At 55.9% G+C, this 13,196-nt stretch carries 12 protein-coding genes; 4 read left to right on the top strand and 8 right to left on the bottom strand.

The window, feature by feature from the left end:
- Positions 1 to 38: 38 nt before the first annotated feature.
- From WFK59_RS15000 to WFK59_RS15010, 3 genes are all read right to left on the bottom strand, one after another.
- A complete protein-coding gene (locus WFK59_RS15000) occupies positions 39 to 944 on the bottom strand; it encodes a DMT family transporter (protein ID WP_233988711.1) in 906 nt (301 codons plus the stop codon).
- Between the two features lie 238 nt (positions 945 to 1,182).
- A complete protein-coding gene (locus WFK59_RS15005) occupies positions 1,183 to 1,470 on the bottom strand; it encodes a type II toxin-antitoxin system RelE family toxin (RefSeq protein WP_336756203.1) in 288 nt (95 codons plus the stop codon).
- Positions 1,467 to 1,718 carry a type II toxin-antitoxin system Phd/YefM family antitoxin gene (locus WFK59_RS15010; protein WP_336756204.1) on the bottom strand — a complete coding sequence of 84 codons (252 nt, stop codon included), beginning with the start codon at positions 1,716 to 1,718 and terminating at the stop codon, positions 1,467 to 1,469. Before WFK59_RS15010 ends, WFK59_RS15005 begins: the two co-directional genes overlap by 4 nt.
- A 232-nt stretch (positions 1,719 to 1,950) precedes the next feature.
- On the opposite strand from WFK59_RS15010, the gene WFK59_RS15015 reads away from it, so the two are divergent.
- Entirely contained in the window at positions 1,951 to 2,967 is a 1,017-nt protein-coding gene (locus WFK59_RS15015; RefSeq protein WP_336756205.1) for a lipoate--protein ligase A, read from the top strand.
- A 37-nt stretch (positions 2,968 to 3,004) separates the two neighbouring features.
- On the opposite strand, the gene gap is transcribed toward WFK59_RS15015, so the two are convergent.
- The 3 genes from gap to WFK59_RS15030 all read right to left on the bottom strand — a co-directional run bounded on the left by gap (position 3,005) and on the right by WFK59_RS15030 (position 6,221).
- The gene (gene gap, locus WFK59_RS15020; protein ID WP_293000369.1) at positions 3,005 to 4,006 is read right to left on the bottom strand and encodes a type I glyceraldehyde-3-phosphate dehydrogenase; all 1,002 of its coding nucleotides are present in this window, start codon (positions 4,004 to 4,006) and stop codon (positions 3,005 to 3,007) included.
- A gap of 366 nt (positions 4,007 to 4,372) precedes the next feature.
- Entirely contained in the window at positions 4,373 to 4,585 is a 213-nt protein-coding gene (gene cspE / locus WFK59_RS15025; RefSeq protein WP_031374430.1) for a transcription antiterminator/RNA stability regulator CspE, read from the bottom strand.
- 436 nt (positions 4,586 to 5,021) lie between these two features.
- Positions 5,022 to 6,221, bottom strand: coding sequence for an MFS transporter (locus tag WFK59_RS15030; RefSeq protein WP_336756207.1), 1,200 nt, complete (start codon positions 6,219 to 6,221; stop codon positions 5,022 to 5,024).
- 289 nt (positions 6,222 to 6,510) lie between these two features.
- Between WFK59_RS15030 and WFK59_RS15035 the strand changes: the two genes are divergently transcribed.
- Positions 6,511 to 7,533, top strand: coding sequence for an FUSC family protein (locus WFK59_RS15035; RefSeq protein WP_233988705.1), 1,023 nt, complete (start codon positions 6,511 to 6,513; stop codon positions 7,531 to 7,533).
- Between the two features lie 44 nt (positions 7,534 to 7,577).
- Here WFK59_RS15035 and WFK59_RS15040 read toward each other — a convergent pair whose 3' ends face one another.
- Positions 7,578 to 9,125 (bottom strand): UbiD family decarboxylase, encoded by a 1,548-nt coding sequence (locus WFK59_RS15040; RefSeq protein WP_336756208.1) that lies wholly within the window; start codon positions 9,123 to 9,125, stop codon positions 7,578 to 7,580.
- A 10-nt stretch (positions 9,126 to 9,135) separates the two neighbouring features.
- Complete coding sequence (locus tag WFK59_RS15045) at positions 9,136 to 9,537, bottom strand: SRPBCC family protein (RefSeq protein WP_233988703.1); 402 nt, start codon at positions 9,535 to 9,537, stop codon at positions 9,136 to 9,138.
- A gap of 763 nt (positions 9,538 to 10,300) precedes the next feature.
- Here WFK59_RS15045 and WFK59_RS15050 point away from each other — a divergent pair.
- Together WFK59_RS15050 and WFK59_RS15055 are read left to right on the top strand one after the other, a co-directional pair.
- Positions 10,301 to 11,683, top strand: coding sequence for a diaminobutyrate--2-oxoglutarate transaminase (locus tag WFK59_RS15050; protein ID WP_233988804.1), 1,383 nt, complete (start codon positions 10,301 to 10,303; stop codon positions 11,681 to 11,683).
- 14 nt (positions 11,684 to 11,697) lie between these two features.
- The gene (locus WFK59_RS15055) at positions 11,698 to 13,164 is read left to right on the top strand and encodes a pyridoxal phosphate-dependent decarboxylase family protein (RefSeq protein ID WP_336756211.1); all 1,467 of its coding nucleotides are present in this window, start codon (positions 11,698 to 11,700) and stop codon (positions 13,162 to 13,164) included.
- Positions 13,165 to 13,196: the final 32 nt, after the last annotated feature.

Genomic DNA, 13,196 nt, shown 5'->3' on the forward strand with positions numbered 1-13,196 from the left:
ATCGCCGCGAGGTTTTGGTTAACTTAATCGGCGAGGCGTTAAGAGCTGGCGCTAACCGCCCGGTTCCGGCGAAAGCGGTAACGCTCATATAACAGCGAATAGAGCCCGCCGAGCACCACCAGAATTGCACCGATGACGGTGGTGGATTCAGGCAGATTCCCCAGAAACAGATACCCGACCGCCACGGACCACAGCAACGTGGTGTAGTCAAACGGGGCCAGTAACGAGGCTTCGGCGTAGCGCAGGCTTAATGTCATCAGGATCTGCGTGATGCCACCCAGCAATCCACAGCCCACCAGCAGCAGCAGTTGCGTTCCCTGCGGAACGATCCAGCCGCCGGCCAGCGTGATCAGCGAGGTCGTTGCCGTGGTCACCGCGAACCAGAAGGCAATCGCACCGGGCTTCTCTTTCCCGTGGAGAAAGCGTATCTGCACCAGCGCGCAGGCGGTGCAAAACGCCGCCATCAGTGCCAGCAGGATCCCGGCAGAAGCGGCCAGTGAGAAGCTGGCTTTCAGTGACAGGTGACCGGAGAACATCACGATGATGCCGCTGAATCCGGCTACCACTGCCACCCAGCGATGATGCCGCACTTTTTCTCGCAGCAGCAGCGCCGCCAGCAGCACGGTAAACAGCGGAGCCGCATAGTTAATGGCGGTAGCATCGGTCAGCGAGATATAGAGCAGCGACAGGTAGCTGAAATAGAGGCCACCGGTGCCCGCCAGACCGCGCAGAAAATGACCGCGCACGTTACGGGTGCGGATGCCCTCCACTATGCTGCCCTGAGTTTTCAGCCAGATCATCAGTGGCACCAGCGCCAGCACCGATCGAAAGAAGATCACCTCACCGACCGGAATGGCACCGTCGAGACCTTTGACGCAGGCCAGCATCAGCGTCGAGCTTAATGCAGCCATGATTTTCATCGCTATGCCAGCAGAGGCATTCATAACGGCGGGCACCTTTCGGGACGAGTAAAATAAGCAGCATTATCAGTGTGCTTAGGGACGTGAAGATTAATACTGGCATAACGGCGAATCGGGATGTGCCGGGATTGGCGGAGAGACGGCATTTAATGTTTTTTTGCCACGGCGCGGCAGCATGAATGATTGTCAGAGGTGGGGAGGATGAGCTAGCGGCTTAACGCCCATTGACAGTTCAGGTGAATGTGAGCCTTACACCAGCGCCCTAACGCATTCTTTTGCTGGCAAGATTGTAGACTTCACTGCGCTCACGTTTACCTACTGCAACCACCGCAATGATGAGTTGATCGTCGATGAGCTGATAGACCAGGCGAAAACCGGACGCCCGGAGTTTGATCTTATAACAGTCTTTTAACCCGCGCAGAGCCGCAGTGGGAATATGGGGATGCTCACAACACTTCTTTAGTTTCTTTGCAAACTGCTGCTGAATGGCTTTATCCAGCTTTAGCCACTCTTTTAACGCTTCTTCTCTGAATTTTATTGTGTAAGTCACAGAAAATCGTCCAGATCGACGTCAATCAGCTTCTGCTGGCTACGTTGGTTAACCAGCTTTACCAGTTCATTATCGTCCAGCGCATCGAGTATCTGCTCATATAACTCCGCAGGCACACAATAAAAAGCGGGCTGATTGCGATTAAGAATGGCGACAGGATAACCCTCACCAGCATTAACGGTCGCCATCGGGTTTTTTTTCAGTTCGCTGACGCTGGCACTGGTGTCACTCAGGATAATATGCGGCATAGTTTCTCCGGAGACTGCTTAACAGGTCTTTATACTAGCAGTTTCCTCTTGCACCAACCAGCCCTGTCAACTCTCGAAATGATAACGTCGTGCTCTCTATCTTTAATCCTTACTGACGACCTGACCTGCTTCTCTGCATCGCCCCATCAGCTTAATGTCGCCCCGCTCTGCTGTTACACTGTCTTATCTGCCTGACAGCCGGGCGCATTCTCTAAAGGAACGGGAGTCGTTGATGTCCTCTTTACGGTTATTGTTATCTGAGTCGAACGATCCCTGGTTTAACCTGGCGGTGGAAGAGTGCATTTTCCGTCAGATGCCAGCGACCCAGCGGGTGCTGTTTTTATGGCGCAATGCGGAGACGGTGGTGATCGGACGGGCGCAAAACCCGTGGAAAGAGTGTAATACCCGCCGTATGGCAGAAGATGGCATCAGGCTGGCCCGGCGCAGCAGCGGCGGCGGCGCGGTGTTTCACGATCTCGGCAACTGCTGTTTCACCTTTATGGCTGGCAAGCCAGGCTACGATAAAAGCGTCTCAACCGCGATTATCCTGCGTGCGCTGGCGAAACTGGGCTTGTCTGCGGAAGCCTCGGGACGTAACGATCTGGTGGTTAACACTGCCGACGGGCTGCGCAAAATATCCGGTTCGGCCTACCGTGAAACGCCCGATCGCGGCTTTCATCACGGCACCATTCTGATTGACGCCGATCTGTCGCGGCTGGCCGATTACCTCAATCCTGACGTTAAAAAATTGCAGGCCAAAGGCATCACTTCGGTGCGCGCCAGAGTGGCGAATCTGGCAGAGCTAAGCCCCGGCATCAGCTATGAGGCGATCTGTGCCGCGGTGACTGAAGCCTGTTTTGAACATTTCAATGTGCATTGCGAGCCTGAATATATTTCGCCGGATGCCCTGCCCGACCTGCCAGGCTTTGAACAGCAGTTTGCCCGCCAGAGTAGCTGGGAGTGGAACTTTGGTCAGGCACCGGATTTCTCGCATCTGCTGGATCAGCGCTTTAGCTGGGGCGGCGTTGAGATTCATTTTGATATTGAGCGCGGTGTCATCACCCGCTGTCAGATTTTCAGCGACAGCCTGAACCCGACGCCGCTGGAAACGCTGGCGCAGCGGTTACAGGGCATCGTCTATCGCCCGGACGCGCTGAACGCGGTGATGAGCCAGCTCAAAGCCGATTTCCCGCAACAGCAGCTGGAACTGAACGAGCTGCAGCAGTGGCTGGTCGCCAGCCTGCGTTAACCGAATAAGGCCGTTCGGCGAGAACGGCCTGAAAGGCTTACAGATTAACGAAGGTGTGCAGCACCCGGACTAGCTGGGTAACGAAACCATATTCGTTGTCATACCAGGAGACCGTTTTCACCAATTGCAGATCGCCCGCTTCACTGATTTCTGTCTGGCTGGCGTCGAAAATCGATCCAAACGGCAGGCCGATCACATCAGAAGAGACAATCGGGTCCTCGGTATATTTAAAGGATTCGTTGTTTTCGCACGCCTGCTTCAGCGCCGCGTTAATCTCCCCGACCGTGACCTTCTTCTCCAGAATCGACACCAGTTCGGTTACCGATCCGGTTTTGGTCGGCACGCGCTGCGCATGACCTTTTAATTTGCCAGAGAGTGCGGGGATCACCAGGCCAATCGCCTTCGCCGCGCCGGTGGTATGCGGAATGATATTCTCTGCCGCCGCGCGCGAGGCCCGAAAATCTTTGCCGCGCGGCCCGTCCACCAGCGCCTGGGTACCGGTGTAAGCATGGATCGTGGTCATGGTGCCCACTTTGATGCCGAAATTGTCGTGCAGCGCTTTCGCCATCGGGGCCAGGCAGTTGGTGGTACAGGAGGCGACGGAAACAATGGTGTCTTCGGCGCTGAGCGTGTCGTGGTTAACGTTATACACCACGGTCTTCATCTCCCCGGCGGGCGCGGAGATCAGTACCCGTTTTGCTCCCGCATCGATATGCGCCTGCGCTTTTTCTGCCGAGGTATAGAAGCCGGTACACTCAATGACGACGTCTACGCCCAGTTCGCCCCACGGAATGTTGCGCGCCTCTTTCTCGGCGAACACGGTGATCTTTTTGCCGTCCACCTGCAGCGCTTTGTCACCCGCCTCAACGCTGAACGGAAAAGCGCCGTAGTTGGTATCATATTTCAGCAGATAGGCCAGCATTTCGGGTGAGGTTAAATCGTTAATTGCCACGATTTCCACCGCTTCCTGCTGCTCAAGAATACGTCTGAGGACCAGACGGCCGATACGTCCAAAACCATTAATGCCGATCTTCTTCATTGTGATCTCCAGCCTGTCAGTTAAACCCGTTGGTTTGTCACGCGTGCAGCACCTGTGAAGTCCGGCCCGCGCCGATATTCTCAGGTAAAAATAGCATCAGGCCAGGCTGAAGGAGGGGCAATCTATGCGCCGCAGAGCGTGCAGGCATGACAATGGCAAAAGGCAAAAGGCGAAAGGCGAAAGGCGAAAGGCGAAACGGAAAGAGGAAATTTCACTGCGGAGATAAAATATAAATTATCGGATTTTGTGGCGTTTTAAAAAAACAAAAAACCCGCACAAGGCGGGTTCTGTTAATTATCAATTTTACGCTTATCTGCTCAGGTTGTTACCATCATCGCGTTTGTAAGCGTCATTGACAATTAAAATTTACAGCGGACTGACGTTAGCTGCTGATGGGCCTTTAGCGCCGTTTTCAATAGTGAATTCGACCTGCTGACCTTCATCCAGAGTTTTATAATCGTTACCCTGAATTGCAGAGAAATGTACGAATACATCTTTGCTGCCATCCTGAGGAGAGATAAAACCAAAACCTTTACCAGCGTCAAACCATTTTACTAAACCAGTCATTTTATTAGACATCGATACTTCCTTAATTTATGAGCCACTAAGTGGCGAAGATGGCCTGTCTTTCAGAGGGATACTTACTAGGCACTTAGGAGGAGACTCACAAGAAGGGGTATCGTTTGATATCGCTTGCACTGAGGACTGCTTTACTAAAACTGCTTTCATAAGGTCTGTGTTCCAAACCGATGACACTATTAAGCCACGCATCATCGCTTTTATCAAACACTATTTTAATTTAATTTTAACATCCAGACGTCCGGAGCGCTTTTAATCGCAGCGGCCTTTTCTGATCTCGGGAAATGTCGCGTTTCGCCTGGCGCCGAAAATAAGAGCATGTGCGAATAAAATAAATAACCCGGCGCAGGATAATAGCAAGAAATATTAATGCCGGACAGGTTCAGATAAAGCGCAACGATAATATCTTATTTCGTTGCGCTTTCGATGCGGGTAATTATGCCGGTTGAGGCTGCTGTCGCGCAGCGTGACGAGCGGTAACGGTGAACACCAGCAAACCGGCGATGCCCAGCGCCACACCGACCCAGGCGGTAGAGATCCAGCCAAAGCCCAGCGACACCGTCAGGCCTCCCAGATACGCCCCCATCGCGTTGGCAATGTTCAGCGCGGAGTGGTTCATCGCTGCCGCCAGCGTTTGTGAATCATTGGCAACATCCATCAGGCGGATCTGCAGCGACGGCAACATGGCAGAACAGGTACCGATCAGGAAGGTCGCCAGCAGACCGGTTGCCACATGCTGCACCAGTAGCGGGAACGCCGCCATCACCATGACATTCCATAACAGCGTCCAGCCAATGATATTCAGCACCCGCCCGTCAGCCAGTCGACCGCCCACCAGGTTACCGATAATCATCCCCAGACCAAACGCCACCATCGCCCACGGAATCAGCGACGCTGACATACCGGCAATGTTGATCAGCGTCGGTGCGATGTAGCTGAAGATGGCAAACATGCCGCCGAATCCGACCGCACCCACCAGCAGCGTCAGCAAGACCTGCGGGTTTTTCAGCGCACCCAGTTCACGCAACGGATGCGCATTGGCATCTCCGGACGTGTAAGGCACATAACGGCCAATCAGCAGACAGGTCAGCACGCCAATAGCACCGACAAAGGTGAAGACTACGTGCCAGCTAAACAACTGCCCAATCCACGATCCCAGCGGTACACCGACCAGGGTTGCCACCGTCAGCCCGAGCATCAGTGACGCCAGCGCCCGGCCACGTCGCTCGATCGGCACCAGCGAGGCGGCCACCAGTGACGCCACACCAAAATAGGCACCGTGCGGCAGGCCGGTCAGGAAGCGCGCCACAATCAGCCCGTGATAGCTGTCAGCCATGGCGCTGGCGACATTACCCGCGCTGAACAGCGCCATCAGGATCAGCAGCAGCGACTTACGCGCCATCCGCGCAGCCAGTACGGCAATAACCGGCGCACCCACCACCACGCCGAGCGCATAGCTGGCGATGGCGTTCCCCGCCTGCGGCTCAGTAATCGCGAGCGATCGTGATACATCGGGCAGCAGGCCCATCATGATGAACTCGCCAGTGCCGATGCCGAATCCGCCCAGCGCCAGCGCCAGCAATGCCCAGCGGGCAAAGCCGGCAGCGTCGGTTTCCCGATTATTTTTTGACAACATAATTTCCCAATGGATTGAACAGATAACAAAACCGCAGAGCCGGACATCTATCGTCCTGACGCGCTGCAAATGCGGGCAGACTATAGAAAGGAAGCCCCCGGTTAGCAACCCGATAATGTGACATTGCGCACACTTTACCCGCCACTTGTCCGGCGATTCCCCCTGCCCGGCCGGCTAAAAACCTGGCTGAGCGATGAGATCTGGTTCACACTTTTAGCCGCGGCAATGTTGCCATCGCGATTCAAATCAGGGAAACGCCGTGAACAAATTTCAGCAATGCAGACACGACATGCGATTAGCGCTCTGCTGCCTGCCCGCGATCCTGCTAATTTTTGGCTTCGGACTGGGCACCGATCATCTACGGGAGGCCAGCGTGATGGCCAGTGGTGCGCTGCCGCTGGCGTTTGGCGCGAGTAAAACCTGGGAGGGATCGTCAGCAAAATTACTGCTGGTCACGCTGCTCGGCCTCGGGTTGTTTGCTTTTTTGGGTGCGCTGGCCCACAGCCTGGTGCTGTTTGTCAGCGGCGCAATGCTGTTTGCCGCTGGCTACGCGGTGATCAGTGGGATCAACGGGACGGCTGGCTGGGTGGTTCAGCAGTCAGCCATCGCCTGGATGATTTCAGGCTATTTTCCGGGCGATATCACTCATGCTGCCAGCCGCGCCGGGCTGGTGATGCTCGGCGGTGCCGTGCAGCTCACGCTGATTTGCCTGCTACTGCGAAACGGAGATTTCCGGCTGCAATCGCTGAGCAGGCTGAGCTGGCGCAGCGCGCTGCGACGCCTTCGACAGACCTCGCGGCCCAGAATACACCTGCGCTGGTCGGTGGTGTTTGCCGTCGTCGCTATGGGTGCCGCGCTGGTGACGGTGCAGCATTTTTCGGTGAAGAACGGCTACTGGACCGGCATGACGCTGCTACTCTGCCTGCGTAACCATTTTCGCGAGTCGCTGCTGCGGGTCCCCGCCCGGACGCTGGGCACCTTATCCGGCTGTCTGGCAGCGGGCATTCTTACCCACCTTCTTCCGCAGCCAGGCGTGCTGGCAGCCGCCTTTCTCCTCTCCGCTTACGTGGCGTTTACGCTCTCCTACCGGCTGGCTAACGGTTCTTATTTTGTTTTTACCTTTTTTGTCACGCTGATGGTGGTGCTGATGATTTCGCTCACCGGACTGGTGCAGGGCAACGTGGCGGAGGATCGCCTGCTGGCCACCGCTATCGGCAGCGGCTTTGCGCTGGCCGCGATTATGCTGACCCGACTGGCCGCTGCCGTACAGGCGAAGCTAACTGGCACCGCGGATTTTGAAACGCTTTACTGAGGCGGACCCGCCGCCCGATGGCGGCGGGCTAAAACCCATAAAGGTTAACGCGGGAACAGCGAAGGTGCCCACAGGCTGGGATCGACCTCGGCAAACTGCGCACGCACGAAATGCGGTTTGAGTTTAAATGGCACGGTGCAGTCGAAGATGGTCTTGGTGGTGGTGCCTTTGTCGCTGATACGCGGATCGTAAAAAGGCTGCTGTGAAGGATCGAGCACATGGCCGGCCACACCGGGAACGAATATCGTATCGAGGTCGCCTACAAAGCGGGTTTGCATCGCCCACATCACGTCATCGGTATCAAACAGATCGACATCCTCATCCACCAGAATGACATTCTTCAGTTCGCGATAAACCGCCAGCGCAATCAGCGCCGCCTGGCGGGTCATGCCGTCATCACCGGCATTGCGTTTCGCCACCTGCAGCACCGCCAGAAACTTGCCGCCACCGGCACTGTGGGCATATACGTTTTTCACCAGTCCGGGCAGCGCATCCTCACATTGCAGATAGATACTGGCCTCGGTAGGAATGCCCGCCAGGCTGACATGTTCTTCGCCCGGCCCGACCAGCGTCTGTAAAATCGGCTGATGGCGGGTGGTAATGGCTTTCACTTTGATCACCGGCAGGGAAGGATTAGCGTCGCCGTTATAGCCCGGAAATTCCGGCATCGCTTTGCCCGTGTGGGTGTGCTGATCTTCCGCAACCCGAACGTCAGGCAGAATCTCGCCCTCGATAACAATCTCCGCCCGGGCGATGGCGCGCTGATCGATCGTCAGACACTCCACCAGTTCCACCGGCTGACCACGCAGCCCGCCCGCGACACAGAGTTCATTGAAGCCAAACGGCGTGGTGGGCGCTTCGAACTCTGCACCAATGGTAATGGCCGGGTCCAGCCCCATATTGATTGAGACCGGCAGCGGTTTGCCCGCCGCTTCAGCTTTGCGCCGGAACGCGTCAATGTGGCGACCTGGCGCGAAAAAGATCGACATCTCATCCTTACCCTGCACGCAGAGACGGTGGATCGTCACATCGGTATTAGTACGGTCGTCCGGATCGCTGCCCAGCACCAGTCCGAGGCAGAAGAAAGGTCCGGCATCTTCCGTGGTATTGGTCGGCGCGGGCAGAATTTTGCGCAGATCGAAGCCAGGATCGTCGGCGCGGTAGACCACCTGCTGACAGGGCGCGTCCTGCTGCTCTACCGTTACCGGCGGCGTCACGTTGCGTCGTGCCTGCGCCATCTGAATCCCCAGCTCCCGCACCGGCGCGCCCAGCAGCGCGCTGACCCGTTCACGGCTGGCCATTAATCCCACCAGCACTCGCGCATCCGGAAAACCTTTGATGGTATTAAAGGTCATGGCCGGACCGATCCGGGTGGGTCGCATGACCGTCCCGCCCGCACCAATGTAGCGGTAGACGCCCGCCAGCTCGGCAATGGGATCGACTTCGCGATCGGTTTCAATGTATTGACCCGGTAGCGTTTGCAGTAAGGCAATCGCCGAGCGCAGATCGTTAACCGGCGGCACCTGCCAGCCTTGTGGATGAGGGTCGCCAGGTTTTACCTCAAGATACGAGGTCGGGCGTTTTTGCGGCATGATTCTCTCCTTATCGGGCTTCTACCCAGCTTTTCAGATGCAGTAACACTTCGCCCCAGCGGGTATTGCAGAACGGCAGATGCGGATCGCGGTCAGACCAGCCACCATGACTGAGCGCCACAATGGTCTGATCGGGTCCGAAATCGGCCAGGGTGATACGCAGGGTTTTTCCCGCCGGGCTGTCCGGCTCTTCAACCGAGGTCTGTACCAGCTCTTCATCCGGCACCAGTTGATCGGTTCGCCAGCTGATGTGGGCGTGCGGACTGGGTCGCAACGTCAGGATTTCGCCCGGCGCAATCGTCCCTTCAACCACGCCCAGCTGCCAGCTGGCGAGTTGAGTGATATCCGTTAAGGCGGCATAGACCTGGCTTCGTGCAGCGGTGATTTTTATTGCGTGATGGAGCGTAATCATAAGAACTCCCTGAACGGCGAATGGAAAGGGTCGCAGAAAGTATATGTATCCCCGCCGGGCTCAGTTTGATCCAGAGAAGGCTTATCCGGTCTGTGCGGTGCCATCGGCCGCTGAAGGCCCTGACCACGGCGGCTGGCAGCCAGGTAAGGTTTGAGTCAGTAATTGTAACCATTCACCCGGTGAGACGATCAGCGTCCGCCGCCAGGGCCCTATCCGGTAGCACCCTCTGCACGCGTGCCGGTAACAATGTCGCTGGGTTTAGCACACAGAGATCGTCATAACGCCGACCCTGCCGTTGCGGTTAACCACGGTAAGCGGGTGTGAGATTAATTAATTGTTAATAGAAGGTTTAATATTTTAACGAATTTACTGTAATGCCGTGATTATTTAATCAGGACGCAACCGAACACCGCGACAGGCTTTTTTACCGATTTTTGCGTCGTCGTTTACCGTGTTTTTTTGCCAGAAACAGCCTTTTACACAACTGGTTAACCGCCACGTAATGACGGTCAGCCAGGGTAAACACGTGTTTTTACGTGCTTTATTAAAAGCGTCCGTAAAGAATCGCGCCGATAAAAATGGTCATAAAGAGATCAAACCGTTGATAAACAAAGCAAATAATCCGTAAACTTCCGATGAAATTAATCATTGAGTCGGACCTGAAAAACCAATATATTGGCCGCGTTTTATCGATGCCCATTACTTTTTTAATTCATTTATTCAACTGCGACGTTACACCCGTCCCGGTTGTAGGAGAGATATGATGACGGATAAAGTCCGTATTGATAGTTTGAATGCACAGACCTTAAACGGAAACAATGAAACCTATTTAGCCCGTCAGGCTGAATTTGAATCAAACGTTCGAAGTTACCCTCGTAAATTGCCGTTCGCGATTGCGAAAGCGCAAGGTGTCTGGATCACCGACGTCGAGAATAATCAGTATCTTGATTGTCTTGCCGGTGCCGGAACGCTGGCTTTGGGCCATAACCATCCAGACGTTCTGCAAAGTATTCAAAATGTCATTACCAGCGGCTTGCCGTTACATACCCTCGATCTGACTACGCCGTTAAAAGATGAATTTTCTGAATACCTGCTCTCTTTACTGCCAGGCCAGGGCAAAGAGTATTGCCTGCAGTTTACCGGCCCATCCGGTGCGGATGCGGTAGAAGCCGCACTGAAGCTGGCGAAAAAGCACACCGGTCGTTCCGGCGTGATCAGCTTCTCCGGCGGTTATCACGGCATGACCCACGGCGCGCTGTCAGTGACCGGTAACCTGTCACCCAAAGAAGCCGTCGACGGCATGATGCCGGAAGTGCAGTTCATGCCTTATCCGCACCTTTACCGCTGCCCGCTGGGAATTGGCGGTGAAGCGGGCGTGAAAGCGCTGACCTACTACTTCGAAAACCTGATCAACGACGTTGAGAGCGGCGTGCGCAAACCTGCAGCCGTGATCCTCGAAGCGGTTCAGGGTGAAGGCGGCGTCAACCCGGCCCCGGCGGAATGGCTGCAGCGCATCCGTAAAGTCACTCAGGAACATGGCATTCTGCTGATCCTGGATGAAGTGCAGGCAGGTTTTGCCCGTACCGGTAAGTTCTTCGCCTTTGAACACGCGGGTATTGAGCCGGACATCATCGTGATGTCGAAAGCGGTTGGCGGCGGTCTGCCACTGGCGGTACTCGGCATTAAGAAAGAGTTCGATGCCTGGTCTCCGGGTCATCATACCGGGACGTTCCGCGGTAACCAGCTGGCGATGGCAACCGGCCTCACCACCCTGAAGCTGCTGAAAGACAACAACATCGCAGATAAGGTCGCGGCGCAGGGCGAGTGGCTGAAAGGTAAACTGGGTGAACTGCAACAGCGTTATCCGGTTATCGGTAACGTGCGTGGCCTGGGCCTGATGATCGGTATCGAGATGGTGAAACCTGACGAAGCCGCCGATCACATGGGCAGCTTCCCGGCAGATGGCGAGCTCTCGGCGCTGGTGCAGAAAAAATGTTTTGAAAACGGCCTGATTCTGGAGCGTGGCGGTCGTCACGGTAGCGTGCTGCGTCTGCTGCCGTCGCTGCTGATCACCAATGCAGAACTCGACGTGTTTATGGATAAATTTGAAAACGCCCTGCTGTCAGCTGGCGTGAAACCCGTTTGAGTGGAGTGAATGCAATGTCCCGGTTAAACCCGATTCTGGCGGCCTCAGCACAGAGCACCGAGGCCTACCAGCAGGCGATTGCCCAGAGTAGCGCGGCGGTCGTTAAGTGGCTGGAACAACCTGAGATGTATCAGGGCAAAACCGTCGCTGAGCTGCGTGAACGTATCACGCTGGACTTCAATCCTCAGGGCCTGGGCAACCAGGCCGCGATTGAACGCGCCATCGAATACTTTCTTAAAGACAGCCTGTCAGTGCATCACCCGCAGTGTGTCGCGCACCTGCACTGCCCAAGTCTGGTGATCAGCCAGGCGGCCGAAGTCCTGATTAATGCCACCAACCAGAGCATGGATTCGTGGGACCAGGCCCCTTCCGCCACCATCATTGAGATGAAGCTGATCGAATGGCTGCGTACGCAGGTGGGTTATCAGCCGGGCGACGCGGGCGTCTTCACCAGCGGCGGTACCCAGAGCAATCTGATGGGTCTGATGCTGGCGCGTGATGCCTGGTTTGCCCGCCAGGGACACTCCGTACAGCAGGATGGTCTGACCGGCGATCTGAAGAAGATCAAAGTCTTCTGTTCAGAAAATGCCCACTTCTCCGTGCAGAAAAACATGGCGCTGCTGGGCCTCGGCTATCAGTCGGTGACGCTGGTCAAAACGGACCGCTTCGCCCGTATGGATCTGGACGATTTACGTCACAAGCTGGTCCAGGCTCAGGCCAACGGCGAGCAGGTGCTGGCGATTGTCGCGACCGCAGGCACCACTGATGCCGGTGCCATCGACCCGCTGCGCGAGATCGCAACGCTGGCGGCGGAACAGCAGATCTGGGTTCACGTCGATGCCGCCTGGGGTGGCGCGCTGCTGCTCTCCGAGCAGTACCGCGACTATCTGGATGGGATTGAACTGGTGGACTCCATCACGCTCGACTTCCACAAGCAGTTCTTCCAGACCATCAGCTGTGGCGCTTTCCTGCTGAAGGAAGCGCGTCACTATGAGCTGATGCGTTACCAGGCGGCCTACCTGAACTCGGAGTTTGATGAAGCGCAGGGCGTACCGAATCTGGTGTCGAAGTCGCTGCAGACCACCCGCCGTTTCGATGCGCTGAAACTCTGGATGGGCCTGGAAGCATTGGGTCAGAAACAATATGCCGCGATCATCGATCACGGTGTGACGCTGGCGCAGCAGGTTGCTCACTATGTTGAACAACAGCCCGCTCTGGAACTGGTGATGAAGCCGCAGCTGGCAAGCGTGCTGTTCCGCTATCGTCCGGCCCATCTGGCGCACCTCAGCGATGCGGATATCGCGCTGCTGAATCAGCGTATTGGCGATGCCCTGCTGGAGTCAGGTCGCGCCAACGTCGGCGTCACCGAATTTAACGGCGTCACCTGCCTGAAAATGACGCTGCTGAACCCGACCGTCACGCTGGAAGACATTCAAATCCTGCTGACTCTGGTGGAAACCACCGCGCAGCAACTGGTGTAAGTTATCGGTTGTTAAAAAGGCTCCTCCGGGAG

Source organism: Pantoea sp. USHLN298 (genome assembly GCF_037149395.1).
GTDB classification, from domain to species: domain Bacteria; phylum Pseudomonadota; class Gammaproteobacteria; order Enterobacterales; family Enterobacteriaceae; genus Pantoea; species Pantoea astica.

Coding starts and splice junctions, on each gene's coding strand:
- WFK59_RS15040 (WP_336756208.1), bottom strand. CDS start 9,125: ATGCCGCAAAAACGCCCGACCTCGTATCTTGAGGTAAAACCTGGCGAC.
- WFK59_RS15000 (WP_233988711.1), bottom strand. CDS start 944: ATGAATGCCTCTGCTGGCATAGCGATGAAAATCATGGCTGCATTAAGC.
- WFK59_RS15045 (WP_233988703.1), bottom strand. CDS start 9,537: ATGATTACGCTCCATCACGCAATAAAAATCACCGCTGCACGAAGCCAG.
- WFK59_RS15015 (WP_336756205.1), top strand. CDS start 1,951: ATGTCCTCTTTACGGTTATTGTTATCTGAGTCGAACGATCCCTGGTTT.
- WFK59_RS15010 (WP_336756204.1), bottom strand. CDS start 1,718: ATGCCGCATATTATCCTGAGTGACACCAGTGCCAGCGTCAGCGAACTG.
- WFK59_RS15050 (WP_233988804.1), top strand. CDS start 10,301: ATGACGGATAAAGTCCGTATTGATAGTTTGAATGCACAGACCTTAAAC.
- WFK59_RS15055 (WP_336756211.1), top strand. CDS start 11,698: ATGTCCCGGTTAAACCCGATTCTGGCGGCCTCAGCACAGAGCACCGAG.
- WFK59_RS15030 (WP_336756207.1), bottom strand. CDS start 6,221: ATGTTGTCAAAAAATAATCGGGAAACCGACGCTGCCGGCTTTGCCCGC.
- WFK59_RS15035 (WP_233988705.1), top strand. CDS start 6,511: ATGCGATTAGCGCTCTGCTGCCTGCCCGCGATCCTGCTAATTTTTGGC.
- gap (WP_293000369.1), bottom strand. CDS start 4,006: ATGAAGAAGATCGGCATTAATGGTTTTGGACGTATCGGCCGTCTGGTC.
- cspE (WP_031374430.1), bottom strand. CDS start 4,585: ATGTCTAATAAAATGACTGGTTTAGTAAAATGGTTTGACGCTGGTAAA.